The following is a 26,443-nucleotide window of genomic DNA, read 5'->3' as shown; positions in this document are numbered from 1 at the left end:
TTACTCCTTATGTATTCTCTTCAAAACATCGGGACCATATTTTTTAGCCAATGAATTTATAAATACAGGCTCTATATGACTAACATGAGAAAGCAGGCCCTTCAAATGCAAAATCTCTTCATAATTCATCCTTCCCAATTGATATTCATGAACAAGGTGCTTTATATATCTTTTTCGCTCGCGCCCTACTGAAATGGTATCTGAATTAGACAGAGTAACACCAGTCACATGACGGTTATGCGCCCTTGATGAGAATTTTGTTTTAGCATTATTAAGCACAACTCTATTCCCAAACTCTGAAAAAAGAGTGTCTCTCACCAATTCTGGAATCTTAAATAAAGCCCCTTTTTCATTAGTAGAGAAAGTTAAATCATCAGCATATCGAGTGTATGATATATGGTTGATTTTGCAATATTTTGAAATAACGACATCAAAAAATAACATGCAAAAATTTGACACCATGGGAGACGAAGGAGCTCCAACACTAAGAACCAACTTCCCTCCTTTCCTTTTACTTGGACACCAAAAAAGCAACTGATCAATTAAAAGCCGCTCCCCTAGAGAAGATGGCTCACAGACCTCTTCATGCAGGTGGTAAACTTTCCAAAATATATTAGGGTCAATCGAATTAAAGAAGTTCTCTAAGTCTAGCTTGAGTAAATATTTTTTATCCACATGCGCTAATGCATTATCTTTGATGCTTAACCCTTTTCTATACGCCATAGCACAAGGATGTATAGCTAGCGGCATTAATTCTAAAAATGCACGCTGATATTTCTTAAGCTCTTTTGAAGGGTGCGCAATTAATCTATAGCCATGTGTTCGCTTAGGTATTGTATAGACCCGATATTTCAAAGAAGCACTAGCCAGGAATTTTTTAACTGCGCTAGGAGACTTATCTAACTTTCCAGCTAGTGATTCGATAATTCCCACAGAGATACTCCTTTAAAAAAAAAGCCCAAGAAAAATCTTGGGCTCCCACTCTCTACTAGAGGAAGCGAAAGACTCGCATCCTAAATGAGGAACGAGTTTAGGATGCGAGTCTTTCGCAACCCCAAACCGTTCAATAAATTAGAGTCTGGCTAAACACCCGACTGGACATAGAGTCCTAAGCTAGAGAGCCTTCTAAGTTTACTCCAATCAAAGCGTGGCAACAAATCCACTCTAGAACAGGCAAGAAAAACCACAATTATATCAACCACATGCAGACATTTCTGTGGGGGGACTGCCTGCCTCTACACTACTCCGAAGGTTGCTTGGGATGCTTACGATGTCGCTTCGACACACGTCGTTGACTCCCGGCGTACAACGCAACCAGTGCGAACACAACTACAACGACAATGAGTCCAACTAATGACTCCACAGCCATACAACTCCCCCCACCAAGGTTTCGCATGCGAAATCCTAGCTCTGCTGCCAGAGCAGGCAACATAGAGAACGCCCATGCTCACCTCATTGCAGCAGCTTGCGTCGGGCCTCTGCCAATGGCAAGTACTCGATCAGGTATCCCTCTTTTTCCCATATAGGGCGTTTTTCCGCAAGAAACGGCGCATTCGCCTTGTTGTCACGAACCATCATGAGCCGATGTCCTTCAGGTGTCGTTACGAGGTAGGCATAAGTGGCATAGGTGTACTCGGTCAAGTTCAGGGGACCATCCGGTGTCGGCATGATAATCGGGTCTTGCTTGTGGTCAGACATGTCATGCCTCCAGAATCAAACGACGAATCAGCCAGAGCGCAGTTGCCAAAGCCAGCCAAAAGTAGCGGGTTTGCCAGAAGATGCTGCGGTGGCGTTCGTCCCATGCCACCAAAATCCAGTTCAAAAGCATAGTGGTTCCTTTCTGTTGTCGATGCTTTACGGCATCGTGCTCGGTCCTGCGCTGTTGCCGCCGCGGCATGCTGTCCTCGCTCCGCTGCGGGAGCTGCCACGCCGGCAACAGCGGAGGGGATCAAATCGGCGTGGCATCCTCGACTTGCACCAACACCACGATTTCGCTATTGCTCAATTGCTTCGCGTTGCTCACAGCCCAGGATGTGAAGGGGAAGAAGCTGCGGTCTTGTGTCTCCTTCTGTGTCTTGAGGCCGCCGATGACGTATACGTCGCCGGGCTTTGCATCGAAGGTCGTGGTCAGGTTGCGCGTCATAAGCGTGGGCGAGCTATTGACCCCGGTCTTGGTGGGAACGAAGTTGGAGACTTCCTGGTTAAGTTGCAGGCTGACCACTTCACCGCGGATCTGTGGCCGGGCCTCGATCACGATCCCTGACGGCTTGTAATCGACGGACTGGACCGGATTGCCCTTGCTGTCGTAGCTGACCTGGCCAAGGACGGGAACGTTTTCACCGGATTGGAAGCGAGTCTGCTGACCATCTGCGGCCAACACATCCGGGCGCGTGACGACATTGAACCGACTATCCATGGCAAACAGCTCGGCCAGAACATCCAGCGATGTGGACTGCAAGCGGAATACCGACGAGCCGGCCACGGCCGCGTCAGCCGCTCCGATGTGTAGCAACAGCTTTTGCGAAGCACTGCGAATGACGGCCCCCAGATTGAAACCCTCGTTGTTACCGCCGCTGACCTCGTAAACGACCGCCCGGACACGCACTTGCTTGGCCGGCGTATCCAGGCTGGCGAGATAGCCTTTCAGCTTGGCTACTTCCTCTTCGGTACCGTTGAAAACCAGCGTATCGGTCGGCCGGCTTTGCAAGCTCAACGGGGAGTCACCTTTGTCGTTACTGGCCTTGGGGGTACCGTCGCTACGCGGAGCCGGGCGGTTTTGTACGAAGTGGCCGGTAGCGAACAAACCGCCGATCAGGTCGCCCAGGTAGTTGGCATCACGATAGCGCGGGTGATAAATGAACACTTGGTCGGCAATGGGCTTTTCACCGTCTTCGCGCAATCGAATGAAGTCCACACCGCTACGCCGCTCCACGACGAAACCGGCGCTACGCATCGCCTCCAGGAACATGCTCTTTGCCTGTGCAGGCGGGATGCGCTCTAGCGACATGGTGAATACCGCATCCGACTTGGCTGCCTTAGGGTCAATGACGAATGGCGACTTCTGGATTTGGGTGTAGTAGGCCATCACGAGGTCGCTGACCGGGATACGGTCGAAGGTCATCGAAATGACGGGAATCGGTTTGCCAAATGCTACGGCGGGCGGTAACAGCGTGGCTAGGCATAAACCCCGCGCAATGGAACCCAGCAAGGACAGAGCAGCCAGCGGGCGCGAAACATTCATTTGGGCAACGCCTCCCCGAGCAACGATGAATCACTCTTGGCCGAACCAGACGAAAACGAGACAGCCTGGCCATCTACCTCGGCAGAGGTGGCAAATCCGTCAGGCACGAATCTAGTCGGCGTCACCGTTTGGATGCCTTCCGGGGTTCTGACCAGCACACGTATGCTCTCCCCGGTGGACAAGTAGCCCACGAGGGCTACCCTGCTTTTCCGCGAAGAAGGCTTACCGGCAGATAGCTTTTCCTCCAGCAAGCCGGAGGATGCAGCATTGGCGGTTTGCTTGGTTTGCGGTACCGCCGGCTTGTGGGAATCGCCCAGCAGATAGGGAGCAAACACACTGTATAAGCCATAAAGGCCAGCAGCTGGCGCAAGCAGCGCGCAGCTGAAAACCAGCACGTTTTTCTTAGTAAAGAGTGTGGCACGCCCATCTACCTTGACCTCTTTACCGACGCCGCCGACATGCGAGTCATACAGCCCGAAGTAATCTTTGTCGTACTTGGCCTGATACTGGCTGATGACATCCTTGATGCGCATCTTGTGGCCTTCGTAAATAGTGATCACATAGCGATTCTTCCAATACGGGATGGCCGCGAGCGCGGTGTGCTTTTTCATGTGGAAAGTCTGCTGAATCGTAGCTTTGACAAAGCGGTTCAGCGATGTGTCGATGTCCTGGCAGAGAAAGACCAGATCGCAGGTCACACCCGTGACCGGGTGGGCATAGTGCCGATGCATGCGGAAGAACTTCTTGTGCTCTTCGGATAGCTTGCGATCCGGGCCATGGGTTTCCCAGGCCTCATCGATCACCACTAGATCGCCGGGTCTGACGAAGCTATCAACCTCGCCGTTGGTGGCCAGCAGCAACTCGGGATCAAAGAAAAAATTCGGTGCCAGGATGATATCCGGTGTGAGCGGGATGATTTCTCCGAGTGTCGCCTCTGGTTTGGCAAGCGCCTTCCGCTCGATCAGGTCGTGAATCTTGTCCTGCCGGATGTTGCGGATATTGGTGAGCACCCGCCGCCCCTGGGCGATGGCGGGGACGATCACCGATTTGACCGCTTCGAATGACTTGCCAGAGCCTTGCAAGCCGCAATAAACGTACATGGCCATGATGGAGTTCCTTAGCCGATGACTGGCAAGCGCCGGATGAGAAAACGGCTGATAGAGGCGCTAACGATCAGCGGCAAACCATATTGAAGTTGCAGGAGACTGGCGTAGTACCAGACACCTGCCGGCACAGCCCGAATCAAGCCGGACAGATTTAACGCATTGGGTAGTGCATAGCTGATGACTTCGGCCAAGATTTTCACTACGAAGAACATGCCAAAGGCGACCACGAACTTGACCAGGACCGAGCGGAAAACCCATCCCAAGGCGGTCCAGATTGCCGATTGCAGAAATGCCCACATGGCTATGCCCTCAATACGATAAAAAACGCCATCAGCCCCCAGCAGGCAGCAAAGACAGGCTCCAGAATAGGACGAACCTTCTCGAGCATGGCGCATTGCTCATCCAAGTGATGCACCGCCCCTTCTCGGAAAAAGGACAAGTCCAGATCAACTGAAGGGCATTGACCATCGCCGGAAGGCAAGGTCACGCCCTTCAATGGGTTCAAGGCATCAATGACGGGCTGCATGATCTGTAAACCGGTAGGCGTCTCTTCCAACTGCGGTTCAGCTACCGTCGGCGCAGTTCCAAGATCGACGGTTGCGCCTTGGCTACCGGTGCCCGTATTGGTAGTAGCGCCAGTACCACCCCATGTTCCAGGCAGAGTAATTGATGGGTCCCAATATGGCGTCCCGGGGCGGGCATCGGCCCAGCCGGCCGGAGCCTGATCATTAGAGCCAACCGCAATAGGAGCTAATGCCCCGCTCAGCGGAGTAGATACACCAGTAGCCTTGATATCGGATGCGCTGATCGAATTGGGACGGGATAAATCCGGAGGCCATGCAAGACCTGGCGCACGCTGTCGCGCATCATCTATTGCTGAAGAAAGCGCGGCAGCAATAAGTGCAGGGTTCACTTGATCATTGGCACGAGAGTCCGGCAAGTCTGATGCTGCAAGAGTATTGCTAGTGATTGGCCGAGGTTGATAGCGTAGGTCCTTCAACAGCTTGGGAGGGGTCTTCTCCATGATAAGGACCAGTTGGTAGATATGGTTATCACCGACATAGCCAAGTCCTGTGCAGGCCGAAACGCTATAGCCAGAAGCATCCAGAGTGCCGCGGGGGCAGTTGCAAACAGTGTCCGGCGTTGGACAAGCATATTGCTTGGTACGCAGGAAGATCGCGGTGTCACCATTGGGACGATTAGCAAAGACTGCATCGTTGGGGTAGCCCATCACCATCAGAGCATCCACCAGGCTGGATGAAGGTAAGGCACGTGTTGGCATCTGCGACAGGTCCATACTCGGACCAGAGAATGTAACGCTGGCACCGTCACCATGTACCAATACCCCTGGCGTTTGCTCATCGAATACCCCGGTATTCACGGCCATCATCAGCGGCGCCGCTAACACTACTGACTTCCCCAAGAATCGAACAGCTGACGAACGGGCAACTGTTCGCATGATCTGTGCGCCAAGCTGGGTATTCACTTTGAGCGTGGCCAGTTTGTCAGCCAATGCAGCGCCCATTGCTGCGTTGACAGCGACAGATGAGGACGGCATTCCATTCACCAGGGCAGAACCGGCTAAAGCGCCCTGAGACAGCACAATGGCAGCGCCACATAGTAAACGCTTCATATGGATTTGAGCCCTTGGACCACAGCATTCCCGCAAGAGACGCCCAGTGCGAAAGCAGCCAGATACCACCATTCAGCAGCCATGTGCATTCCTTCAACAGATTGATCAGTCGAAATGCCCGGACTTTCGCATGCGAAAGTCCGGGTCCGGACGCTTAGCCCTTCATGCGCTTGCGTACAGCATCGAAAGCGAAGCCGATGGCAACCAGGCCGATCATGCTGATGCAGATCGAGGCAACGGCTTGGGCTACCTTAGCGACAGGGAATGCAGCCACGAAACTGTCGATAAGCGCCGCAGTATCCACGCCGCTAGTAGCCGGAGCGGGGTCCGCAGCAAAAGCGAGCGCCGGGACGGCCAAGATGGCAACCAGAGCAAGTTTTTTGATATGAGCATTGGTGTGCATTGCGTTTTCCTTTTAAACACGGGTTTTGAACGGTTTGAACAAGAAGGCCCCATAACGGGCAATAACCCAGCTCGATACAACCATGGCAAAGGCAAACGCCCAGAAAACGCCAGCGGTTTGCCAGTTGACCGATTGGGATTTCTGCATCGCGGCATACTCCTGCGGCGAAAGCAGTACGAGGGTCTGGCATTGCTCGATCTGGGTCGTATCCAGATGCAGCAAGCCGGACTCATCAGAGCGGACACACTGAGCCATGGGGTGGCCTTCGCAGGTGCGTCGCAGAATTGGATAACCGGGGAAAAGTTGGGTCTGAACTGAAATCCAGCCCAACGCTATCCGATCGATTCACGAGGCCGGGCAGCTGTGGGCGGTTTGCCCCTCCCCTCAGATCGGCCCTAGCTTCGACAAAAGTGGGTTCCGTACAGTTATTGACACTAGTCGAACTAACTGCGGGCTCGCTTCGCTCGCGGTTAGGTGCGAACTCGACCGTCCATTCATGGCGTCGGGATTGAATGAAGACACCATCCTCGCAGTCAGCGACACCCAGAATACGAACTCCGACTTCCTCGCCATACCGGTTTGTACGGCCGGTTTCGCGACATAGCCGTATGGGCAAATCACTCAACCTAAGACCAGTGCCACCCAGCGCTCGCACGAAACCCGCCCAATCACCAGCATCGGCAGCTTCAGCTGCCCGGCTGATCACTTCACTGTCTATCACCGTGCCGTCGTTCGCAGCGATACGCCGCAGCTCGCGCCACAAGGTGACAGGCGCGACGCCAACCTGCTGGAACTGGCGAATGCCCCAGCACGATGCCCAAGCCAGAACACGTTCGGCAGCCGTGACCGTATCCATGCCGTCGAAGTTAACGCCCACCGGCTCGCCATCGCTTTTCTTGCCATCCACGTTCTTGCAAACATACTTGGCGACGTAGCCGGCGGCCGTACCGCGCTTCCAATCGATTTCGATGCACTTGAAGCGGGCCTCGACATTGCCGGCCAGCTCCTCACGATCTTCACGAGTGGCATATTCGCGGAAGATCGCAGCCAGTTCGTCGGCCTGGCTGGCAGAAACAAAAAGCAGCAAGTGCCAATGCGGGCAAGCATCGTGATGCGGCTCGGCAATGCGGAAGCCATAGGGGGAAATCTCGCGGCGATGCAGTTCCGCACGGATGCAGGCGTAAACGCCCGATAGGTATTGCTGGGCTTGGCGCGGCGTTCTGCCGCAATATTTTGTGTTCTCGATGACCCCGCCTTTGTTGAGCTTGCGGAAGGCATGGAAGCGAGATGGGCAGGTAATTGTCAGGAAAAGCGCCGCATGTTCCAGGGAGCGGGCAATCGCCTCAAAACCGGCAATACGGGTCATCAACTCCGCGCGGCGGTTATCTGGATTCGAGACGGACAGGTCGGCCAACTCGGCCAGCGTGAATTCGTCGCCCAGCTCATTGAAAGCAACCAGGCTTTCCAGCAACGAGCGGTTGCGGCAACGTTGCGAGCGGAAGCGGGCCAAGGTGTCATTAGACACATACAGCCCAGCCCGCTGATTGACCAGGCCGGTGCGGATGGATTCCGCCTCTACCTTGCGGGCCACACCACGCCGAAAAACCTTGCGCCAGAAGCCTTCATCGGTCAGGCGTTTGAAAATACTTTCGTGGCTCACGCTCCGCTTGCCTGGCGGCGGTAACCGCGTGCACCCTTCTGGCGCTTCTTCATCATCGAAGAAGAAAACATCGCGCTCCGCCAGGTAGTCGGCCAAGCGCTGGAAAAGTGATATGTAGTCGGAGCCACTGCACAGTCGCTGCACGGAGAGAATGTGCTGCACGGTTTCCTTGGCGGCCTGGCATAGTTCGGCATCGCTGGCACCCAACTTGAGAGCACCGCCGATTTCCACGAGGTGATCACGGCAATCTTGCACATAGAGGTTGGCGGCACGACGGGCATCGCCGTCGTACCGGAACTCCTCGGAAAAAAGCAGCTTGTTATGCTGCCGCCGAATCCGCTTGGCGAACTGCGTGGGAACAGTGCGGAGCCAGCTATCCACCCACTCACGATCTTCCACGAGGCAGGCGCGGCGGTATTCGAGTGACAGCGGGTGCAGCATGATCAGTCCTCGAGAGCGTAGTAGCTATTCACAACTGGCCGGCGAGAAAAGCGCTCGCCAGTTTCCTTGTCGGTGTAGACAAACGATTTGCCACGATAGCCACCACAACTCACAAGGCATTCGATAGTCTCTCCCGACTGGCCTATCCGCTTTTTCGAACGAACTTCAACAGTAGCCGGCGGGCTATATTCATCTGGTGCCGGCAGAGTGACCTCGGTGTAGAAAAACTCCTCCGACTTACGGATCGTATTCACGCGTCCGCGCAGAACAGACTGATTGGGCTTCAAATTCAGCTTGATGGCTTCTTGAGGGGTGCTCATTTGGATTCCTTCCTTAAAGATTCATATGTACGTGGGGCTTAAGAGAATTCTTTTTCCAGGCAGCGCTTTCGCAGAAGCTCCAAATTGACCAAGGAGTACTTGCCAACAGAAACAACGGGGAGGTAGCCCTTGTTGACAAAGCCAACTACGACCCCGACAGGGAGCCCTACTAGCTCTGCAAAGCGCTCTCTAGTCACCAACGGAGGGGCATAGTTGTGCGACGAGGCTGCAACGGAAGTCACGCCCATCAACGACGAAGGTGGTTGTGCGGCATGCGGCCATGTACTATGACTGGATGTAATTTGGGACATAGTGTAAATTTAGCTCCATGCAAAATCTGCATGGTGCGAAATTACCATCAACGGTAAGAATACGCAATGAGCAACGAGACAAAAATCGAGGAACGGCTGCGTGCCGCCATTGAACAGATCGCACCCAACCAAACAGCTCGTTATGACTTGCTGAGCACAGCAACCAGGATTGCAAGACACAAATGGGTGAACTGGGTTAACAGGAGACAAAGCCTATCAGTCGAGATGCTGGAAGCATTCCTGACCGGCTGGCCTGAGATGGCAAGTTGGATAGCAACTGGTGCTGGGACAAAGCCAAGCCCGCATATGGATCGGATCGACGAGATAGTGCTTGGTCGAAACGATCAAGGGCAGTCTGTAACAAATATTCCCCACACAGTATCCCAGTATGGCAAAGGCACCCCACCTGCATTTGAGTGGGGTTATGACGGTAGTGGCCCGCGCGAACTGGCGATGAACATCTTGCACATAATGGGGATGTCGTCCCCGGTAGCCGATTACTTCGCGAGACATTTCACAGAGCGGTTTCTATTGGGCATCCCGCAAGAAGGAGGAAGTATCGATATCAAGCTGGTTCAAAACTGGCTGCAAGAAATCAAAGAGGATATCCAGAAGAAGACAGATGAACATCGCAGGCTTGAAGAGCTCAGGCAAGCACATGAAGCGCAGGTCAGAGACGCGATGGAGAAATTCAATGCAGGAAAGGAATAACAAAGTATCAAATGGCAATCAAACCAGTGAAGACAGGCTGGCAGGTCAACATCCAGCCAGGAGGAAGGGGGGCCAAGAGGTTTAAGAAGACATTTCCCACGAAAGCAGAAGCTGTAGCGTGGGAACGATATGTAAGGGCAAAGGCCCAGCAGGAGCCCGAGTGGGCTCCTGCCAAGAAAGACCCTCGCTCACTCTCCGAACTTGTTGACCTCTGGTTTCAGCACCATGGTTCAGGCTTACGATCTGGACAAGGCACGTACCAAAGGCTACTGCTCATGTGCCAAGCGATGGGCAATCCACGCGCCGAGACTTTTTCCGCAGACCTATTTGCGGCCTATAGGGCAAACCGGCTCGCGGACGGAATCTCCGCCAGCAACATGAATCGTGAGCATGCCTACATGAGAGCCGTTTTTAACGAGCTAACTAGGCTTGGCTTATGGAAAAAGGAAAATCCGCTCCAGAAGCTACGCTCCTTCAAGATACAGGAGCGGGAGCTCTCCTACCTAACCGCAGAGCAGATACAAGCTCTGCTCCAAGCATTGCAAACCGGCCGTAACCCGCACGTCCAGCTCATCGCCAAGGTGTGCTTGGCAACTGGCGCGCGCTGGGGAGAGGCTGAGGCCCTTCGCAGATCGCAAGTCAGGAATGGGGTGATCCAGTTTGTACAAACCAAATCATCCAAGGCGAGAGCCATACCGATTACATCGGAGCTAGAGAAAGAACTGTGCGATCACCATCGGGAACACGGCAATGGAGAAAGGCTGTTTGAAACCGCCTTCTCCGCATTTCGAGAAGGGGTGGAGCGCGCCAGCCTGAAGCTGCCGACGGGACAGCTGACCCACGTCCTTCGCCACAGCTTTGCCAGTCACTTCATGATGAACGGCGGCAATATCCTGGTGTTGCAAAGGGCGTTGGGCCACCACAACCTCACCATGACCATGCGCTACGCCCATCTTTCACCTGACCATTTGAGCGAAACCCGCATGCTGAACCCGCTACGCGCGTTGAACCTTTGTTGAACCCGACAAAGCAAAAGGGGTTGCGCTTGCGCGCAACCCCTTGATTTTTTGGTGGGCCCCCCGAGAGTCGAACTCGGCACCAACGGATTATGAGTCCGCTGCTCTAACCAGGCATGAGCTAGAGGCCCAGAGCGCGCCATTATAACAGTAAAAAACAAAAATCCCCAAGCGCTTTATTCAAGATGCTTGGGGATTCCTTAGCCGTCAAATGCCGCTTTACTGGCCGCCCGGCTCGTTGTCGAGGAAGCTGCGCAGGCGTTCCGAACGGGTCGGATGACGCAGTTTGCGCAGCGCCTTGGCTTCGATCTGGCGAATCCGCTCGCGCGTCACGTCAAACTGCTTGCCCACCTCTTCCAGCGTGTGGTCGGTGTTCATGTCGATGCCGAAACGCATGCGCAAAACCTTGGCCTCGCGCGGGGTCAGGGTGTCCAGCACTTCCTTGGTGGCGTCCTTCAGGCTGGAATACATCGCCGCGTCGGACGGAGCCAGGTTGTTCTGGTCCTCGATGAAATCGCCGAGATGGGAATCGTCGTCGTCGCCGATCGGGGTTTCCATGGAGATGGGCTCCTTGGAAATCTTCATGATCTTGCGAATCTTCTCTTCCGGCATCTCCATCTTCTCGGCCAGCTCCGCCGGATCCGGCTCGCGGCCGCTTTCCTGCAGGATTTGCCGCGAGATGCGGTTCATCTTGTTAATGGTCTCGATCATGTGCACCGGAATGCGGATGGTGCGCGCCTGGTCCGCGATGGAGCGGGTGATCGCCTGGCGAATCCACCAGGTGGCGTAGGTCGAGAACTTGTAGCCGCGGCGGTATTCGAACTTGTCCACCGCCTTCATCAGGCCGATGTTGCCTTCCTGGATCAGGTCGAGGAACTGCAGGCCGCGGTTGGTGTACTTCTTGGCGATGGAAATCACCAGACGCAGGTTGGCCTCGATCATTTCCTTCTTGGCGCGGCGCGCCTTGGACTCGCCGGCCGACATCTGGCGGTTGATTTCCTTCAGCGCCTTGATCGACAGCATCGCGCGGTCCTGCAGGTCCGACAAGCGGGTCTGCTTCTCGATGATCGCGTGCTTGAAGCGGGTCAGCGCCTCGCTCCAGGCCTTGCCGGACGAGATTTCGCTCTCCACCCAGTCAAGATTGATCTCGTTGCCCGGGAACACCTTGATGAAGTGGGCGCGCTCCATGCGCACGCGGCTGACGCAGATGTCCTGGATGTCGCGCTCGTAAGTGCGGATCTCGTTGACGCGGCCGCGCAGCGACTCGCAGAGGCTTTCCACCTGGCGGGTGGCGAAGCGGACCAGCATGAACTCGGTGGTGATCGCGTCCTGCAGCTCCAGGTATTCCTTGCTCTGATGGCCCTTGCTGTTCAGCACCTTGACCATCTTGTCGAACAGCAGGCGCACGCCGGCGAAGTGCTCCAGCGCTTCTTGCTTCAGCTCTTCCAGATTGGCGGCGGCGTCGGCGTCGGCGTCGACTTCCTCGGCGTCCTCCTCCTCGTCCTCGTCCTCTTCCAGCAGCTCGTCTTCGGCTTCCGGCTCGGCGTAGGCGGCTTCGTCGCCGCTGGGCGCGTTGAGGTCGATGAAGCCATCCACCACCTCGTCGACGCGGATTTCATCGCGCGCCACGCGTTCCATCAGCTCCAGCACCTCGGCGATGGTGCCGGGGCAGGCGGAGATGGCCTGGATCATGTACTTGAGGCCGTCTTCGATCCGCTTGGCGATTTCGATTTCGCCTTCGCGGGTCAACAGCTCGACCGAACCCATTTCGCGCATATACATGCGCACCGGGTCGGTGGTGCGGCCGAATTCGGAATCCACCGACGACAGCGCCGCCTCGGCTTCTTCCACCGCGTCCTCGTCGGCGACCGCCGGCGTGGCGTCGGACATCAGCAGGGTTTCGGCGTCAGGCGCTTCTTCGCATACCTGGATGCCCAGACCGGAAATCATCGTCACGATGTTTTCGATCTGCTCCGCGTCGGATACGTCTTCCGGCAGGTGGTCGTTGATTTCGGCGTAGGTCAGATACCCACGCTCCTTGCCCAGGGCGATCAGCTGGCGCAAGCGTTTCCGCTGCTCTTCCAGGCTCATCACCTCCTGTTGGCTGTCCTGCACATCTTTCTGGTTTTCGGGAGAGGCCGCCATTTCGCTTCCTGCTTGAAAAAAAGCCGAAAAAAACAGTTGATTATAACACAACTACCTGGGTTTTTCCGCCGAACCTGTTAGTTCGGCGACGAGAACATTTCCCGCAACAACTGGCCGAGCAGGGCTTTCTCCTCGGAGGTCAGCCCTTCGTGCCGGTCCTTCTGTTTTAGCCGCTCCAGCTGGGCCGCATGCAGCATTTTCAGCAGCCTGGCGTTGCCGTCCTGGAACTGCTGCCGGTCGTCCGCGCCGGGGTCGGCGAACTCGTCCGGGTCCTGCATCGCCTGCTGCAGCACGCTGTCGATCAAGCCCTCGTAGGGCGTGCCGCGCAAGCCTTCCACCAGCTGCGCGGTATTGGGCTCTTCGCCGTGCTCCTGCACGCGCTCGGCCAGCATCGCGAAGCAGGCCAGCTCGTCCGACAGCGCCAGGCTGTCCGGCAGCCGCACGTCCGGCGCCCAGCCGGGGTTCATCAACAGCCACTTGATCAGCTTCCTGACCATTGAGGTATTCATCACCCGCTGCGACTCGGCCGGCAGCTTGTAATCTCGCCTGCCGCTCTTGCCGCTTGCCTGCCGCGGCTTGCCGCCGGTCAGCATGTCGAACTCGTCGACCTCCACGCCGGCCAGTTCGGCCAGGCGCTTCTTGATGATGAAGCCCAGCGCCGGCGCGCTGATCTGCGCCAGCAGCGGCGCCGCCCGCCGTATCAGGTCGGCCTTGCCTTCCGGCGTGCTGAGATTGACCTCCTTGCACAGCTCGCGGGTGAAATACACCGACAAGGGCAGGCTTTGCTGCTCCAACACTTCCTCAAACGCATCGGTGCCGAATTCGCGCACATAGCTGTCTGGATCGTGCTCGGCCGGCAGGAACAGGAAGCTCAGCGCCTTGCCGTCCACCAGCTGCGGCAGGCTGTTCTCCAGCGCGCGCCAGGCCGCCTTCTGCCCGGCCTTGTCGCCATCGAAGCAGAAGTACACCTGGTCGGCGTGCTTGAGCAGCTTGCGCACATGCTCGCCGGTGGTGGCGGTGCCCAGCGTGGCCACCGCGTAGCCGACGCCGTACTGCGCCAGCGCCACCACGTCCATATAGCCTTCGACCACCAAAACCCGGTTCTTATCCCGTATCGCCTGGCGCGCCTCGTACAGGCCGTACAGCTCGCGGCCCTTTTCGAACAGCGGCGTTTCCGGCGAGTTCAGATACTTCGGCTCGCCCTTGCCCAGCACCCGCCCGCCAAAGCCGACGATGGCGCCGCGCTGATTGCGGATCGGGAACATCAGCCGGTCGCGGAAGCGGTCGTAGCGGCGGCCGCTGTCCTCCGCCACGATCACCAAGCCGGCCTCCACCAGTTTTTCGTCCTGGTAGTTGGCGGTGATCGCCTCCAGGTTCTGCCAGCCGTCCGGCGCGTAACCCAGCCCGAAACGGGCGGCGATCTCGCCGGACAGGCCGCGGCCCTTGCAGTAAGCCACCGCGTTGGGCCCGCCTTTCAGCTCGCGGCGGTAGTAGTCGCTGGCCATTTGCATCAGTTGCTCCAGCGACACCTGCTTCTCGCGCGCCTTGCGGCTGGCCTCGGGATTGACCGCCCGCTCGTCGGGCACCTGCATGCCTATGCCTTCGGCCAGCAGCTTGACGGCGTCGACGAAGCCGACGCCCTGGTACTCCATCACGAAGCCGATGGCGGAACCGTGGGCGCCGCAACCGAAGCAGTGATAAAACTGCTTGCTGGGACTTACCGTAAATGAGGGCGATTTTTCCTTGTGGAAGGGGCAGCAGGCCATATAGTTCTGCCCGCCCTTCTTCAAGGGGACGTAGCGGTCCACCACGTCGACGATGTCGACGCGGGACAGCAGTTGATCGATGAAGTCCTGCGGAATCAAGACAGCGCGGCCCGGCTACGCTCAGGCGCTGAGCGCGGCCTTGATCCAACCGGACACCTGCGCCATGTCGGCGCGGCCGGCCAATTGAGGGCGCAGCGCGCCCATCACCTTGCCCATGTCCTGCATGCCGGCGGCGCCGGTGTCGGCCACGGCCTTGGCGATCAGCGCCTCGATCTCGGCCTGGCTCAGCTGCTGAGGCATGTACACCATCAACACATCCATCTCGGCCTGCTCCTTGGCCACCAGGTCCAGGCGCTGCGCGCTCTGGTATTGGGCGATGGAGTCACGACGCTGCTTGAGCATCTTGTCGATGACGGCGGTGATGCCGGCGTCGTCCAGCTCGATGCGCTCGTCCACTTCCTTTTGCTTGACGGCGGCCAGCAGCAGGCGGATCGCGCCCAGCTTGTCGGCTTCCTTCGCCTTCATGGCGGACTTCATGTCGTCGGTGATTCGAACTTTGAGGCTCATGGTCGTGCTCGCTTGGGATTCAGGCGCTGCGGCGGCAGCGAGGAAAAGGCGGGAGTACAAATGGCAAAACCGCAGGCATGGCCTGCGGTCCTGCTTGGTGCCGGGAAAACTCTTAGTAGAGTTTCGGCGGCAGCATTTGGCTGCGGATGCGCTTGTAGTGGCGCTTAACCGCGGCGGCGTGCTTGCGCTTGCGCTCGGTGGTCGGCTTCTCGTAGAACTCGCGGGCGCGCAGTTCGGTCAGCAGACCAGTCTTTTCCACAGCGCGCTTGAAGCGACGCAGAGCAACTTCAAACGGTTCGTTCTCTTTAACGCGAATATTCGGCATTTACTTAAGGGTCCTTAGATTTCTTTAGGGCGCGGCCAGGGCCGCTGCCTGTAAAAACAGCATTTTAGCAATGTTACTGCATTTGTAAAAGTCTGAAACGACAACGTCAGGTCATCTTGTGGTGTTTTGCGCGTTCGGGCGCGGCCAGCCTGGGCCATGAACATCACGACTTGACGGAAGAAATCACCCCCTCACTAGGAGAACTTGGCGTTGCACTATAAAAACGTTTCGGCATCCGGCCGGCCTGATAGGCGGCGCGGCCAGCTTCCACGGCCAGTTTCATTGCGCGCGCCATCAACACCGGATTGCGGGCGCCGGCAATCGCGGTATTCATCAGCACGCCGTCGCAGCCCAGCTCCATCGCGATCGCCGCGTCGGAAGCGGTGCCGACGCCTGCGTCCACGATAACGGGGACCTTGGACTGCTCGATAATCAGTTGCAGGTTCCACGGATTCAGGATGCCCATGCCGGAGCCGATCAGGCTGGCCAGCGGCATGATCGCGCAGCAGCCTATCTGCTCCAGCTCGCGCGCGATGATGGGATCGTCCGAGGTATAAACCAGAACATCGAAGCCCTCCGCCACCAGCACCTCGGCGGCCTTGAGGGTTTCCTTCACATTGGGGTACAGATTGTTGGGATCGCCCAACACTTCCAGCTTGACGAAACGGTGGTCGTCGAGCAATTCCCGCGCCAGCCGCAAGGTGCGGATGGCATCCTCGGCGGAATAGCAGCCCGCCGTGTTGGGTAGCAGGTTATACCGGCTTTTCGGCAAAAAGTCCAACAAATTCGGCTCGTTAGCGTTTTGCCCCAGGTTCACCCGGCGGATCGCCGCGGTGACGATCTCGGTGCCGGACGCGTCCAGCGCCGCCGCGGTCTGCTCGAAATCCTTGTATTTGCCGGTCCCCACCAGCAAGCGAGAACCGAACTCCCTGCCGGCTATCACCAGTTTATCGTCCACCTGCGTTCCTTTTCTTCCGTTGACGTCGACATGGCGCGGGCGGATGGTCTCAGCCGCCGCCGACCGCCACCACGATCTCCAGCACATCCCCGTCCGCCAGCAGCTCCGCCGCATGCTGGCTGCGCGGGACGATCTCGCCGTTGCGCTCGATGGCGATGCGCTTGCCGCCCAGCTGCAGCGCGTCGACCAGCTCGGCGAAGGTGGCGATGCCGGCGAAACTGCGGTCTTCGCCGTTGATGCGCAAATTCAATTGACTCATCTTCTCTCCACGCGTTGCACCACCGCCAGCTGGCGGACGGCGTTCAGCACGCGCTCCAGGTGCTCGACGCCTTCCACCTGCAGGCGGAAGTGGATGTTGAACAGGCCGTCGCCGTCGCGGCTGCTGTCCTGGGTGTCGGCGCTTTCGATATTGGCCGACGCCTGCGAGATGGCGGTGGCGATGTCGGCCAGCGCGCCGCGCTCGTTGCGCGACAGCACGCCGACAGTGACGCCGAACATCCGGTCGCGCTGCGCCTCCCAGTTCACTTCCAGCAATTTGTCGTGGTCGGCGCGGCGGGCGTTCGGGCAATCGACGCGGTGTATCACCAGGCCCTGGCCCTTGGTGATGACGCCCAGTATCTCGTCGCCCGGCAGCGGGTTGCAGCACGGCGACAGCTGCACCATGCCGGCCTCGTTGCCGCGGATGGTGATCGGGCCGACGCGCACGCCCTCGCCCAGGCGCTCGCCGGCCAGCTCCAGCATCCGGCGCGCCACAACGATGGGCAGCAGCTTGCCGGTGCCGATCTCGGCCAGCACGTCGTCGAAACTGCTCATTTTCTCGCCGTAGGCGGCGAAATACTCGACCCGCAGGTCGTCGCTGACCGCCAGCGGCGTGGTGGCCAGCGCGCCCACCGCCTGGCGCAGCAGCTTCTCGCCCAGCGCCACCGCCTCTTCGCGCTGCAGGCTCTTCAGGTAGTTGCGGATGCCGGAGCGGGCGCGCCCGCTTTGCACGAAGGCCAGCCACGACGGATTGGGCTTGGCCTGGGTGGAGGTGATGATCTCGACGGTGTCGCCGTTGCGCAGCACGGTGCGCAGCGGCACCAGCGCGTGGTTGACGCGCGCCGCGATGCAGCGGTGGCCGACATCGGTGTGCACCGCGTAGGCGAAATCCACCGGGGTGGCGCCTTGCGGCATCACCATGATCTTGCCCTTGGGGGTGAACACATAGACCTCGTCCGGGAACAGGTCGATCTTGATGTGCTCGAGGAATTCGACGGCGTCGTCGCTCTCCTCCTGCATGTCCAGCAGCTTCTGCAGCCACTGGTGGGTGCGCTGCTGCGCGGTGTTGACGCCGCCGCCGCTCTTGTACATCCAGTGCGAGGCGACGCCGGCCTCGGCCACGCTGTGCATCTCGCGGGTGCGGATCTGCATCTCCACCGGCGTGCCGTAGGGGCCGAACAGCGTGGTGTGCAGGCTCTGGTAGCCATTGCCCTTGGGGATGGCGATGTAATCCTTGAACTTGCCGGGAATCGGCTTGTACAGGCTGTGCAAGGCGCCCAGCGCCAGGTAGCAGGCCGGGATGTCGTTGACCACCACGCGGAAGCCGTAGATGTCCAGCACCTCGGAGAAGGACAGGTGCTTCTCCTGCATTTTCTTGTAGATGCTGTAGAGGTTCTTCTCGCGGCCCTTGATGGTGGCTTCGATATTGCTTTGCACCAGCCGCTGGCTGACCGCCTGCAGGATCTTGTTCACCACTTCGCGGCGGTTGCCGCGCGCGGCGCGCACCGCCTTCGACAATACGCCGTAGCGGTGCGGGTGCAGATGTTTGAACGCCAGGTCCTGCAGTTCGCGGTAGACCTTGTTCAGGCCGATGCGGTTGGCGATCGGCGCGTAGATTTCCAGCGTTTCCAGCGCGATGCGGCGGCGCTTGTCCTCGCGCATCGAGTCCAGCGTGCGCATATTGTGCAGCCGGTCGGCCAGCTTGACGATGATCACGCGGATATCGCGCGCCATCGCCAGCACCATCTTGCGGAAGCTTTCCGCCTGCGCGGCTTCCTTGGTCTGGTATTCCAGCCGCTCCAGCTTGGAGAGACCGTCGACCAGATCGGCGACGATCTTGCCGAATTTCTCGATCAACGTCGGCTTGGTGACGCCGGTGTCCTCCAGCACGTCATGCAGCAAGGCGGCCGCCAGGCCCTGCACGTCCAGCCGCCACTCGGCCAGCATCGTGGCCACCGCCAGCGGATGGGTGATGTAGGGCTCGCCGCTCTTGCGGGTCTGGCCTTCGTGCGCCTCGCGGCTGACCGCGAAGGCCAGCTTGAGCAGCTCGATGTCTTCCGGCTTGAGGTAACGCCCGGCATTCTCGAAGAATGCCGCCGCGTCGGAATCGATCAGGGCGTTGTAATCAATGCCTGTCTCTATGCCGGTGCCCATCGTCCGCTCCGTCAGCTATCAGGCCTTGCCGCGGTTGAGGATTTCCTTGCCGACATGGCCGGCGGCGATCTCGCGCAGGGCGACCACGGTCGGCTTGTGGCGGCCCGGCTCGACAAAGGCGCTGGCGCCGGAAGCCACCTGGCGCGCGCGGTAGGCGGCGGCCAGAGTCAGGTCAAAGCGGTTCTGGATGCGGTCCAGGCAGTCGTCAACAGTAATGCGGGCCATGGTTTCTCTCGGATGGATTAAAGGTTGCAGGGTTCACTATATCGAATTTTCGCCTTTGCAATACAGCAGCGGCGGACTATTTTTACTGCGCGCCGGCCGTGCCCATGCGGCGGAACATCTCGGCCAGGCGGCGGCACTGCGGCCCGCTCTTCAGGCGCTGCGCGCGGACGATGCTGATCAGGTCCTGGCGGGCGCGCTCGAAGTCGTCGTTGACCACGATGTAGTCGTACTCGGCGATCTTGTCGATCTCGGCGCGGGCAGAGGCCAGCCGGCGCAGGATCACTTCCTCGGCGTCGGTGTCGCGGCCGCGCAGGCGGCGCTCCAGCTCCTCGATCGAGGGCGGCGCGATGAAGATGCCGATGGCGTCGGGAAACACCGCGCGCACCTGTTCGGCGCCCTGCCAGTCGATTTCCAGCAGGATGTCCTGGCCGGCCTCCAGGCGGCCGCGAATCCACGGCGCGCTGGTGCCGTAGCAGTTGCCATACACCTCGGCGTGCTCGAGGAAATCGCCGCGCTCCACCATGGCGTCGAACACCGAGCGCTCGACGAAGTGGTAATGCTTGCCGTCGATCTCGCCCTTGCGCGCCGCGCGGGTGCTGTAGGACACCGACAGCTCGACGCTGGGCTCGGCCTGCAGCAAGGCGGCCACCAGCGAAGTCTTGCCGGCGCCGGACGGCGCGACCACGATGTAAATGTTCCCGATAAGCTGGCTCATAAATACAAACGTTTGCCGGAGAGTAATTTTTCAGGATAGCACAGCGGCCCGGCAATTGTTAAGCAAAGACATATTTTCACGTCAAGATTTAGGCGTTTGAACGCTTGCTGGCCGATAATGCCGCCGTTTTCATACCCCTGTAACTCGCCCGGAGTACCGCTTCATGCAACTGCTGGAAAGCTTGTTCAAGCTCAAGGAACACGGCACCACGGTGAAGACCGAAGTCATCGCTGGCTTCACCACCTTCCTGACCATGGCCTACATCATCCTGGTCAACCCGCTGATCCTGTCGAGCACCGGCATGGACCTCAACGCGGTATTCGTCGCCACCTGCCTCGCCGCCGCGCTCGGCACCGCCATCATGGGCCTGGTGGCCAACTACCCGATCGCGCTGGCGCCGGGCATGGGCCTGAACGCCTACTTCACCTTCAGCGTGGTCAAGGGCATGGGCCTGTCGTGGGAAACCGCGCTGGGCGCGGTGTTCATCTCCGGCCTGGTCTTCCTGGCGGTCAGCCTGTTCAAGGTGCGCGAGGCCATCGTCAACGCCATCCCGCAATCGCTGAAGTTCGCCATCTCGGCCGGCGTCGGCATGTTCCTCGCCATCATCGCGCTGAAGAACGCCGGCGTGATCGCCGCCCATCCGGCCACTTATCTGACGCTGGGCAACATCCACAGCCCGACCACGCTGCTGGCCATCCTGGGCTTCTTCCTGATCGTGGCGCTGGAATACCGCAAGGTGCCGGGCTCCATCATCATCGGCATCCTGGTGGTGACCGTGCTGTCGATCGCGCTCGGCCTGTCGCCGTTCAAGGGCATCGTCGCCCCGGTGCCCAGCATGGCGCCCACCTTCATGGCGATGGACATCAAGGGCGCGCTCAACGCCGGCCTGATCGGCGTGATCTTCGTGTTCTTCTTCGTCGACCTGTTCGACACCACCGGCACCCTGGTCGGCGTGTCGCACCGCGCCGGCCTTTTGGACAAGGACGGCAAGCTGCCGCGGCTGAAGCGCGCGCTGATGGCCGACTCCATCGCCATCACCGCCGGCGCCGTGATGGGCACCTCGTCCACCACCGCCTACATCGAATCCGCCGCCGGCACCGCGGTGGGCGGCCGCACCGGTCTCACTGCGATGGTGGTGGCACTGCTGTTCCTGGCCGCGCTGTGGCTGTCGCCGCTGGCCGCCACCGTGCCCGCCTACGCCACCGCGCCGGCGCTGTGCTACGTCGCCGTGCTGATGGCGCGCGGCCTCGCCGAAATCGAATGGAACGACCTGACCGAATCCGCGCCGGCGGTGATGACCGCGCTGGCGATGCCATTCACCTTCTCCATCGCCGACGGCATCGCCTTCGGCTTCATCAGCTACGCGGTGATCAAGATCCTGGCCGGCCGCTTCGCCGACCTGAAGCCGGCGGTGCTGGTGATCGCCGCGCTGTGGGTGTTCAAGCTGGCTTTCTTCGCCTAAAAGCACAATAATCGGCTTGCAAATCTGGCCTGCCGCCTTTGCGGCAGGCCTTTTTGCTGAGCGCCGCCCGTCGGCAAACCACGCAGTCTCTTGATTTCGAAGTACAATAGCGCCATGGAAAACCTCAGCAATCTCGACTACTCCAGCTACCTGAAGGGCTGGATCCGCACCGTGCCCAACTGGCCGCAACAAGGCGTGATGTTCCGCGACATCACCCCGCTGCTGCAAAACCCGAAAACCTTCCGCATGCTGATCGACATCTACGTCCATCGCTACATGACCGAGAAGGTGGACCTGGTGGCCGGCCTGGACGCGCGCGGCTTCATCATCGGCTCGGTGCTGGCCTACGAGCTGAACGTCGGCTTCGTGCCGATCCGCAAGAAGGGCAAGCTGCCGTTCACCACGGTGGAAGAGGAATACGAACTGGAATACGGCAACGCCGCGGTGGAAATCCACACCGACGCCTGCAAGCCCGGCGACCGCGTGGTCCTGATCGATGACCTGGTGGCCACCGGCGGCACCATGCTGGCCGGCTACAAGCTGCTCAAGCGCATGGGCGCCGACGTGCTGGAAGCCGCGGCCATCATCGAATTGCCGGAACTGGGCGGCGGCCAGCTGGTGCGCGACGGCGGCCTGGACCTGTTCACCGTCTGCAGCTACAAGGGCCACTGAGCCCGCGCACGCGAACCAGGAGCCTCCGGGCTCCTTTTTTTGCGCGCGCAAAAAAGCCCGGCGCAAGGCCGGGCAAGGGACACGGAGTCATACCGTTGCTCAATTCTGTTCCAGCGACACCTTCACCGCCTGGCCCTTGACCCGCAGCTTCAGCGGCGCGCCGGGAGTATTGGCCCAGTCGCCGCTGACCTTGCTGGCCTGTCCGCTGACCTGGTAGTCCAGCTTGGCGGCCTTGCTACCGGTGAACTCCAGCTTCACCATCTGGCCGTTGACATCCACGCTGGCTGCCGGCTGCGCGCCCTGCAGCGCGATGTCCGCCTTGATCGCCTGGCCATCCAGCGCCACCGCGCGGCTGGCGCCGTCGAAGTCCAGATTCACCGCGTTGCCCTTCAGCCGCAGTTCGCCGACCTGGCCCTTGACGTCGCTCTTGACCGCCTCGCCGGACAACCTCACCGCGCCGTATTCGCCGTTCAAATCGACATGCAGCGCCTGGCCCCGCATCTGCACCTGGTCGAAGCGGCCGGACACGTCGCCGTCCACCGCCTTCAAGTCGACATCCAGCTTCTTGCCCGGCTTGACGTTGCCGCGTATCACCAGCCGGCAGCGCTCCGCCGCCACCGCGCCCAGGTCGATCCGGAAGGTCAGGTCGCCGCCCTGGCGGGTGGCCGCCACCTTGCAGTCGGCGTCGGACCAATTGCGCTTCTCCAGGCTCAATTTATACGGTTTGGCGGCGTCGGCGGTCAGCTCCAGCCGGGCGGCGTCGCCGCGGAAAATCAGCCGGTCGATGTTGCCGGCCTCCTCGGCCCGGGCCGCGCCGCTGCCGATCAGCAGCAGGCAGGCGGCGGTCTTGGCGATATCCATCATGCGTCTCCTCGTCATGGTTCAGTGCAGGTACAGCCAGTAGCTGGCGACATTGACCGCCACCGCGGCGGCGGCGGCCAGCGCGTGGATCGCCAGCTGGCCGCGGCTGTGGCGCAGGATGCGGCGGCGGGCGAAGGCGGCGGCGGCCAGCTGCCGGGTTTCGGTCAGGATCGCCAGCAGGCGGTTTTCGCTGCCGCGGTCGGATACCGCGTCGCGGATGTAGCAACGGTAGTCGTTGAGAATCTTGCGCAGCTCGGCTTCCGGCAACCCGACCAGGGTCAGTTGCAATTGCTGCAGGCAGGCATCGTTTTTCATGATCAACACTCCCAATGGATGGCGAAGCTCTGGTTCAAGCCGCGGCGTTTTCGCGGTCCTTGCCGGAAACCAACTCGATTTGATACTTCACATAGGACACCAGCACGCGCCAAGTCAGCCGGGTCAGCCACACGCAGAACACCAGTCCCAGCGCGCCGGCCAGCAGCAGGCCCAGTCCGACGATGGCCGCGCTCATCCCCACCGACATCCCCGGCAGCGCGTCCAGATGGACAAAGCTGATGCCGTCCTTCACCGTGATCTTCTTCTCGCTGATCTCCAGCACGCTGTTGCCGTCTTTCAGCACCGTCAATCCATGCGGGCCGCTGGCCTCGATCTTCACCTCCTGGCCGCCGGCCGACGCCTGCAGACTGGTCAGCCGGCCGTTGTCGTCGACCCGGAACGCGGCCTGGTCGCCGCCGCTGCCGCTGTAGGCCAGCGCCGCCACCGCATGGCTGTTGATGCTGACTTCGTCGTCGTCCGTCTGCTGCAGCAGCAGGCGCGCCGGCTGGCTGGCGTCCACCTTCAGGCTGTCGCCGTTGCGGCTCACCACGATGGGATCGCCCTGGCGGGTAGTCAGCCGGATCGTGCTGCCGGAGTCCGGCTCCAGCACCAGGCGGCCATGCTCGATGCGGAACTCGCCCGAGGCCGAGCCGTCGTCCGCCTTGACGTCCACCAAGCCCGGCGCGCCGCGATGGCCGATATCCAGGCTGTCGACGCTGAACTCCGGCCAGCCGAACAGGCTATGGCTGCCCCAGCCCAGCACCACAGCCAGGCCGGCCACCAGGAAGCTGACCGACACCACGTAGCCGATGGTCAGGAACATCAGGTAGACCATGAAGGGAATGGCGAGGAAGAAATTCAGCACGCCCAGCCCGGCGATCGACGCCACCACTCGCGACAGATTGCCGAAGGAGCGGTGCTGCTCCCATTGCCGGTAGTGGTTCTGCGCCTTCAGTTCGCGCGCCAGCTTCTGCGGGCTGCCCAGCGCCGCCACCACGTCGGCCTCGTCGCGGCCGTCGGCCAGCGCGTCGTTGAAATACTCTTCGTAATCGGAGAGGATTTCGCGCACCATTTCCGGCCTCTGCCCGGACAGCGCCCTCTCCAGCTGCTGTAAAAAGTCCTTGCGAGTCATTGCGATGTCCCTTCAGTCGAGGCCGCCGGTTCGTCCCGCAGCACGTTTTCCACTTCCGTCACAAACTCCTGCCATTCCTGGCGCATCACTGCCAACTCCCGCCGCCCGATATCCGTCAGCTTGTAATACTTGCGCGACGGGCCCGACGACGACTCCACCAGGTAGGTGCTGACCCAGGACTCGTTCTGCAGCCTGCGCATCAGCGGGTAAATGGTGCCTTCGCTGATCTCCATTCCCTGCGACAGCTTGCTAACCAGTTCGTAGGCATAGCTGTCCGCCTGCGACAGCACCGCCAGCACGCACATGTCCAGCGTGCCCTTCTTCAATTGCGTTTTCATCTTTAACCTTCCTAGCCGACTGGCAATACACGATACCTTGCATTACAAGGAACCAAGGTGGACTGCTGCATCCGCATCTGTGACTGAACTGTATGACAAGATACCTTGCATCGCAAGGTATCTTTCATTGCAGAATGGCATGCCGATGGCAATGACGTTTTTCCGCCACAACATTGTCATCCCTGCTGCATTGCAAAAACCGGATCAGCAACCATACTTCAGCCATGCTTTTGTCTTCGCCAACGACATGAAACGGGAGAAACGCGTAATGGCTGAATCCGCAAAACCCTCCATCGCCCTGGTGTTGGGCGGCGGCGCCCCCAACGCCACGCTGATGGCCGGCGCGCTGGTGGCGCTCACCGAAGCCGGCGTCAGCTTCGACATCATCTCCGCCTCCGGCGCCGGCGCCATCGTCGGCCTGCTCTACGCCGCGCCGCGGCAGGGCGATGCCATCTCGGCGCTGAGCAAGCTGGCCGATCTGGGCGTGTCCGATCCCATCTACAATCTATTTCCGGTCAACTACAAGGTGTTCAACAAGCCGGGCAGCCTGGCCGACGCCTGGCGCCGGCTGCAATCGAGCAATCCGCTGCTGCAGGCCATCCAGAGCCAGGCCGACCAGGGGCCGGCGCAAAGGCTGCTGGCCGATTGGACCTCGCTGCTCCTGGCCAGCTTCTGCCCCAGCAGCCTGGCCAGCGACAGCCAGGGCCTGTGCGCGCACGTGCCCTTCATCGAGCAGGTGGTGGACTTCGCCAAGCTCAAGGACATCCGTCCCGAGTTCTACCTGAACGCCTACAACATCAGCCACGGCGCCATGCGTTGCTGGGACAAGCGCGAGGTCACCCACGAGCACTTCCTGGCCGCGCTGTCCTTCCCCTTCATCTATCCGCCGTACCCGCTGGAGGACGGCTATTACATCGAAGGCGCCGCCATCGACACCCTCAACTTCAAGCGCCTGTTCGAACTGCATCCGCACATCGACTACACCGTGGTGTTCGACGTGCTGGGCAGCGACCGGCTGCTGCACCCGCCGCGCAATCTGTACGACGCCTGGGTGCAGTCCATCATCGCGCCGCTCACCGCCATCGCCCGCGACGACCTCAGGCTGTTCGAGGCGCTGCACAACCGCGACGAGCAGGGCCAGCCGCGCACCGAGGTGCTGAGAATCAATTTCGACGCCCACATCGGCAAGGAAAGCGCGCGCGAAGAGCTGGACTGGTCGTACTCCAACCTGGCCAGGCTGTACCAGGCCGGCTACCAGGCCGGTAAGGACGCCTGTCGGCAGCATGCGCGGCAATTGGGCATCCAGGCCTGAGCTGCGTAGTTGCAACTATTCAATCCGGCGAAGCGGCCGGTTACTCTGAAGCTGGCGCGCGCGACCGCTGCGCGGATTTCCAGGAGGCAGACCATGGCACTACCCACCGCAGTCAACAGCCAGATCACCGACGCTGTCACCCAGGCCAACGTCAAGGTGGTGGGCGACGCCCCGGCGATGGCGATAGGCGACCTCTACCAGTCCATCGCCCACTCCGCCGGCATCCTGTACGAAAACGCCGCCTCGTCGCAGCAGCCGCTCGCCATCGCGGGCCAGGCCGCCAGCAACCAGGGCGTGATCCAAATTTACAGCGTGGACGCCGGCGAGCCGGCGCTCGGACCGATGGACGCGGCAGAGCTGGAAGCGCTGATCCGCCAGCTCAAATCCGAATAGCGC

30 protein-coding genes and 1 tRNA gene are annotated in these 26,443 nt (G+C 59.8%); 6 read left to right on the top strand and 25 right to left on the bottom strand.

Going from position 1 to position 26,443, the window contains the following annotated elements:
* From U6115_RS05530 to U6115_RS05480, 11 genes are all read right to left on the bottom strand, one after another.
* Complete coding sequence (locus U6115_RS05530; protein ID WP_080770371.1) at positions 1-933, bottom strand: retron St85 family RNA-directed DNA polymerase; 933 nt, start codon at positions 931-933, stop codon at positions 1-3.
* Between the two features lie 519 nt (positions 934-1,452).
* Positions 1,453-1,698: a hypothetical protein gene (locus U6115_RS05525; protein ID WP_043578805.1), complete on the bottom strand. Its 246-nt coding sequence runs from the start codon at positions 1,696-1,698 to the stop codon at positions 1,453-1,455.
* Position 1,699: 1 nt separating this feature from the next.
* Positions 1,700-1,828: a hypothetical protein gene (locus U6115_RS05520; protein WP_255361861.1), complete on the bottom strand. Its 129-nt coding sequence runs from the start codon at positions 1,826-1,828 to the stop codon at positions 1,700-1,702.
* Positions 1,829-1,948: 120 nt separating this feature from the next.
* Positions 1,949-3,241 (bottom strand): type II secretion system protein GspD, encoded by a 1,293-nt coding sequence (locus tag U6115_RS05515; protein WP_080770301.1) that lies wholly within the window; start codon positions 3,239-3,241, stop codon positions 1,949-1,951.
* The gene (locus U6115_RS05510; protein WP_052258242.1) at positions 3,238-4,347 is read right to left on the bottom strand and encodes a zonular occludens toxin domain-containing protein; all 1,110 of its coding nucleotides are present in this window, start codon (positions 4,345-4,347) and stop codon (positions 3,238-3,240) included. Before U6115_RS05510 ends, U6115_RS05515 begins: the two co-directional genes overlap by 4 nt.
* A gap of 11 nt (positions 4,348-4,358) precedes the next feature.
* A complete protein-coding gene (locus tag U6115_RS05505) occupies positions 4,359-4,646 on the bottom strand; it encodes a DUF2523 family protein (protein ID WP_043578799.1) in 288 nt (95 codons plus the stop codon).
* Positions 4,647-4,648: 2 nt separating this feature from the next.
* A complete protein-coding gene (locus U6115_RS05500) occupies positions 4,649-5,980 on the bottom strand; it encodes a hypothetical protein (protein ID WP_146008363.1) in 1,332 nt (443 codons plus the stop codon).
* Between the two features lie 154 nt (positions 5,981-6,134).
* Complete coding sequence (locus U6115_RS05495) at positions 6,135-6,383, bottom strand: hypothetical protein (RefSeq protein ID WP_043578785.1); 249 nt, start codon at positions 6,381-6,383, stop codon at positions 6,135-6,137.
* A 12-nt stretch (positions 6,384-6,395) separates the two neighbouring features.
* A complete protein-coding gene (locus U6115_RS05490; protein WP_043578782.1) occupies positions 6,396-6,605 on the bottom strand; it encodes a hypothetical protein in 210 nt (69 codons plus the stop codon).
* A gap of 10 nt (positions 6,606-6,615) precedes the next feature.
* Positions 6,616-8,484: a replication endonuclease gene (locus U6115_RS05485; RefSeq protein WP_052258240.1), complete on the bottom strand. Its 1,869-nt coding sequence runs from the start codon at positions 8,482-8,484 to the stop codon at positions 6,616-6,618.
* Between the two features lie 2 nt (positions 8,485-8,486).
* A complete protein-coding gene (locus U6115_RS05480) occupies positions 8,487-8,804 on the bottom strand; it encodes a hypothetical protein (RefSeq protein ID WP_043578780.1) in 318 nt (105 codons plus the stop codon).
* A gap of 377 nt (positions 8,805-9,181) precedes the next feature.
* Here U6115_RS05480 and U6115_RS05475 point away from each other — a divergent pair, with 377 nt between their 5' ends.
* A complete protein-coding gene (locus U6115_RS05475) occupies positions 9,182-9,826 on the top strand; it encodes a DUF6166 domain-containing protein (RefSeq protein ID WP_146008364.1) in 645 nt (214 codons plus the stop codon).
* Between the two features lie 11 nt (positions 9,827-9,837).
* On the top strand, positions 9,838-10,845 hold the full coding sequence (locus tag U6115_RS05470) for a phage integrase (protein ID WP_043578777.1): 1,008 nt from the start codon (positions 9,838-9,840) through the stop codon (positions 10,843-10,845).
* A 49-nt stretch (positions 10,846-10,894) separates the two neighbouring features.
* Here the strand turns inward: U6115_RS05470 and U6115_RS05465 are convergent.
* The 10 genes from U6115_RS05465 to gmk form a co-directional block, all read right to left on the bottom strand.
* Positions 10,895-10,973, bottom strand: a tRNA-Ile gene (locus U6115_RS05465).
* Between the two features lie 88 nt (positions 10,974-11,061).
* Positions 11,062-12,987, bottom strand: coding sequence for an RNA polymerase sigma factor RpoD (gene rpoD, locus U6115_RS05460; protein ID WP_043578774.1), 1,926 nt, complete (start codon positions 12,985-12,987; stop codon positions 11,062-11,064).
* Between the two features lie 77 nt (positions 12,988-13,064).
* Complete coding sequence (dnaG, locus tag U6115_RS05455; RefSeq protein ID WP_043578771.1) at positions 13,065-14,852, bottom strand: DNA primase; 1,788 nt, start codon at positions 14,850-14,852, stop codon at positions 13,065-13,067.
* Positions 14,853-14,873: 21 nt separating this feature from the next.
* The gene (locus U6115_RS05450) at positions 14,874-15,320 is read right to left on the bottom strand and encodes a GatB/YqeY domain-containing protein (protein WP_043578768.1); all 447 of its coding nucleotides are present in this window, start codon (positions 15,318-15,320) and stop codon (positions 14,874-14,876) included.
* Between the two features lie 112 nt (positions 15,321-15,432).
* The gene (rpsU, locus tag U6115_RS05445) at positions 15,433-15,645 is read right to left on the bottom strand and encodes a 30S ribosomal protein S21 (protein WP_043578765.1); all 213 of its coding nucleotides are present in this window, start codon (positions 15,643-15,645) and stop codon (positions 15,433-15,435) included.
* Between the two features lie 163 nt (positions 15,646-15,808).
* On the bottom strand, positions 15,809-16,603 hold the full coding sequence (locus U6115_RS05440; protein WP_043578762.1) for a thiazole synthase: 795 nt from the start codon (positions 16,601-16,603) through the stop codon (positions 15,809-15,811).
* 49 nt (positions 16,604-16,652) lie between these two features.
* Positions 16,653-16,862, bottom strand: coding sequence for a sulfur carrier protein ThiS (gene thiS, locus U6115_RS05435; RefSeq protein ID WP_043578759.1), 210 nt, complete (start codon positions 16,860-16,862; stop codon positions 16,653-16,655).
* Positions 16,859-19,015, bottom strand: coding sequence for a RelA/SpoT family protein (locus U6115_RS05430; protein WP_043578757.1), 2,157 nt, complete (start codon positions 19,013-19,015; stop codon positions 16,859-16,861). Before U6115_RS05430 ends, thiS begins: the two co-directional genes overlap by 4 nt.
* 18 nt (positions 19,016-19,033) lie before the next feature.
* On the bottom strand, positions 19,034-19,240 hold the full coding sequence (gene rpoZ, locus U6115_RS05425) for a DNA-directed RNA polymerase subunit omega (RefSeq protein ID WP_043578754.1): 207 nt from the start codon (positions 19,238-19,240) through the stop codon (positions 19,034-19,036).
* 82 nt (positions 19,241-19,322) lie between these two features.
* Complete coding sequence (gene gmk / locus U6115_RS05420) at positions 19,323-19,955, bottom strand: guanylate kinase (RefSeq protein WP_043578748.1); 633 nt, start codon at positions 19,953-19,955, stop codon at positions 19,323-19,325.
* A gap of 163 nt (positions 19,956-20,118) precedes the next feature.
* Between gmk and U6115_RS05415 the strand changes: the two genes are divergently transcribed.
* On the top strand, positions 20,119-21,417 hold the full coding sequence (locus tag U6115_RS05415; RefSeq protein WP_043578744.1) for an NCS2 family permease: 1,299 nt from the start codon (positions 20,119-20,121) through the stop codon (positions 21,415-21,417).
* Positions 21,418-21,531: 114 nt separating this feature from the next.
* Positions 21,532-22,089 carry an adenine phosphoribosyltransferase gene (locus U6115_RS05410; protein WP_043578832.1) on the top strand — a complete coding sequence of 186 codons (558 nt, stop codon included), beginning with the start codon at positions 21,532-21,534 and terminating at the stop codon, positions 22,087-22,089.
* A gap of 99 nt (positions 22,090-22,188) precedes the next feature.
* On the opposite strand, the gene U6115_RS05405 is transcribed toward U6115_RS05410, so the two are convergent.
* Genes U6115_RS05405 through U6115_RS05390 form a run of 4 tightly spaced genes read right to left on the bottom strand, consistent with a single transcriptional unit; the run spans position 22,189 to position 24,735 of the window.
* Positions 22,189-22,953, bottom strand: coding sequence for an AsmA family protein (locus tag U6115_RS05405; protein WP_043578741.1), 765 nt, complete (start codon positions 22,951-22,953; stop codon positions 22,189-22,191).
* 18 nt (positions 22,954-22,971) lie between these two features.
* Complete coding sequence (locus U6115_RS05400) at positions 22,972-23,265, bottom strand: DUF1700 domain-containing protein (protein WP_047237190.1); 294 nt, start codon at positions 23,263-23,265, stop codon at positions 22,972-22,974.
* A 34-nt stretch (positions 23,266-23,299) separates the two neighbouring features.
* Entirely contained in the window at positions 23,300-24,397 is a 1,098-nt protein-coding gene (locus U6115_RS05395) for a DUF1700 domain-containing protein (protein WP_043578736.1), read from the bottom strand.
* Positions 24,394-24,735, bottom strand: a complete 342-nt coding sequence (locus U6115_RS05390) for a PadR family transcriptional regulator (RefSeq protein WP_043578734.1) — start codon at positions 24,733-24,735, stop codon at positions 24,394-24,396. Before U6115_RS05390 ends, U6115_RS05395 begins: the two co-directional genes overlap by 4 nt.
* A gap of 268 nt (positions 24,736-25,003) precedes the next feature.
* Between U6115_RS05390 and U6115_RS05385 the strand changes: the two genes are divergently transcribed.
* On the top strand, positions 25,004-26,047 hold the full coding sequence (locus U6115_RS05385; RefSeq protein WP_043578731.1) for a patatin-like phospholipase family protein: 1,044 nt from the start codon (positions 25,004-25,006) through the stop codon (positions 26,045-26,047).
* A 93-nt stretch (positions 26,048-26,140) separates the two neighbouring features.
* Positions 26,141-26,440 (top strand): RebB family R body protein, encoded by a 300-nt coding sequence (locus U6115_RS05380; protein WP_043578729.1) that lies wholly within the window; start codon positions 26,141-26,143, stop codon positions 26,438-26,440.
* Positions 26,441-26,443: the final 3 nt, after the last annotated feature.

Source organism: Chromobacterium subtsugae (assembly GCF_035919665.1).
GTDB classification, from domain to species: domain Bacteria; phylum Pseudomonadota; class Gammaproteobacteria; order Burkholderiales; family Chromobacteriaceae; genus Chromobacterium; species Chromobacterium subtsugae.
This window is presented reverse-complemented; position numbering and strand designations above follow the sequence as displayed.